General features: G+C 31.7%; 2 protein-coding genes and 1 pseudogene. All 3 read left to right on the top strand.

All coding sequences use genetic code 11. The features are described from left to right. Positions 1 to 33 precede the first annotated feature (33 nt). Positions 34 to 853 (top strand): annotated as a pseudogene (locus tag A9G38_RS10325) (integrase core domain-containing protein). A 79-nt stretch (positions 854 to 932) separates the two neighbouring features. Further along, complete coding sequence (locus A9G38_RS10320) at positions 933 to 1580, top strand: YjfI family protein (protein ID WP_034915010.1); 648 nt, start codon at positions 933 to 935, stop codon at positions 1578 to 1580. A 17-nt stretch (positions 1581 to 1597) separates the two neighbouring features. Continuing rightward, the coding region (locus tag A9G38_RS10315) for a PspA/IM30 family protein (RefSeq protein WP_065623269.1) at positions 1598 to 2245 on the top strand (648 nt) is incomplete at its 3' end.

The following is a 2245-nucleotide window of genomic DNA, read 5'->3' as shown; positions in this document are numbered from 1 at the left end:
GCATTGTTTACAGTAATTTGATACAGTACTGTATTGAATATACATAAAAAACTAACGCCTTATTACAGACATGAGATATGGCGCTTATATCATAAAGAAAAAATAACGGTCACTGATTTGGCAAAACGCTTTATGGTCAGTCGGCCTACCATTTATAATGTACAAAAGAAAGCCCAATTGAAGCTTTTTGTGCCTTTAACCAGTAAGAATGAACGTTATAAAACCATTCGTTATGGAATTAAACGTCTGGTTAAAGTCGAAAAATCGATTGAAGATAAATTAAGACGGCAAGCTAAACGCTATAACAAAACCTATCCGGGAGAAATGCTACACGTTGATACCAAACGTTTACCTTTACTTAAAAATGAAACGAAACAGCAAACTAGAGAATATTTATTTGTCGGTATTGATGATTTTTCACGTGAGCTTTATGCGGGTATTTACCCTGATAAATCCCAATTTAGCTCGGCACAGTTTTTACAAAATGATATATTAGCCCAATGTCCTTATACCATTGAATGTATTTATTCCGATAATGGACGTGAATATCAAGGCACCAGCGAACACCTATTTGTTAAAACGTGTAACAACCATCGTATCCATCAAGAATTCACGAAACTAGTCTGTCCACAAACGAATGGGAAAGCTCAAAAGAGTGATACGAACTTTGAATTGCGATGTGGCATAATCAGCATATATTTAGTAATTCAAAAGATAGAAAACAAAAACTTAAACGCTTTATTAATATTTATAATATTGTTAACCGCATAAAGCGATTTCAAGAAAAAAACCTTATGAGTTTTTAGATGGTTATTGTAACCATCTAAAAACTCGGCATTTTCCTACAAATTAGAATTTAGCACAAAATTATTACATGTAATAATTTTGTGCTAAAATAAGACCTATTAGATACTAAATTAAACACTAAATATATGAAAAAAAACATCAAAAGCTCTGCTTTTTACCAACAGCAATATAGGCGACGCTTACGTGAACAAGGTTTAATAAAAAAAGATGTTTGGATTTTACCAGAAAATACAAATAAATTACTCGAAATTGAAAAAAAATTTCGTTTATCAATAGTAAGTAGCACAAGTTTTAATGAGAAACAGGAAAACAATGAAATGAAAAAAAATGAAGTTTGGTCAATTACAGATCTTTATCAAGCTTTGCATGATTCAGAATTATTTAAGCAAGATTTTGCTAGTATTGAAATTATCGATGGTGTTGACGCTTGTTTGCATATCGTTATGCATAAATACGGCGATCTTCCTCTATTTTTAAGTGTTTCAAATCAGCAAATTATCGTTGAAGCGCTACTTTGGCCTGTTGATATTGTTATCCAGCGGACTCAATTTAATGAAGAAATATTATGTACTCGAAAACTATTTCCATTATCAATAATTGCGATAGAAAAAACTGGTGATGGTTCATTGAATTATATTATGTATGGGGCGTTGAGTGCATCTTCGTTATTAAGTGACATCATTTATGAATTGGAAACTTTATCAGATAATGTTATCAAAGCTACTGAAGCTTATGAGCATCATATTAACTTTAATAAATTGAATCAAAATTGATAATAAGGAGATTAAGGATGGTTATCTTCAAAAAACTTGTTACAGTACTTCGTGGTGGTGTTAATGAAGCTGGCGAAGCAATTATCGATTTGCAAGCTTTGCGCATATTAGACCAAGAAATTCGCGATGCGGATGCTGAATTAAAAGAGGCTAAAGAATCATTAGCAAACATACTTGCTCAGCAAAAATTAGCAGATAAAGAAGTTGAAAAAATTCAAGCTGAAATCACTGAGTATGAAAATTATGCTATCAAAGCACTAGAAAATGATAACGAAAAATTAGCCTTAGAAATTGCTGAAAAGCTTTCTGTTCTTGAAACGGAACGTAAAAATCAAGAAGAACAAGCAATATATTTTGCTGAAAATGTAAAAAATTTACGTCAGACAATATCACAAACAGAAATTAATATTCGCACTCTTAAACAACAAGTAGATATTGTAAAAGCTACTGAAAGTGTACAAAAAGCACAGAGTGCTATTGCTCAGCGTTACGGTAATTCGACAACAAAATTACAAACAGCATTGGATTCCTTGGAACGAATCAAAAAACGCCAAGAAAAAACAGCTGCAACTATTGAAGCAAAAAAAGAATTATTGGTATCAGAAAATCAAGATTCACTTGATCGTAAATTAGAGGAAGCAGGAATAAAATCTAACAATCAAAAT

It is taken from the genome of Gilliamella sp. Imp1-1 (assembly GCF_001690415.1).
Taxonomy (GTDB): Bacteria; Pseudomonadota; Gammaproteobacteria; order Enterobacterales; family Orbaceae; genus Gilliamella; species Gilliamella bombi.
This window is presented reverse-complemented; position numbering and strand designations above follow the sequence as displayed.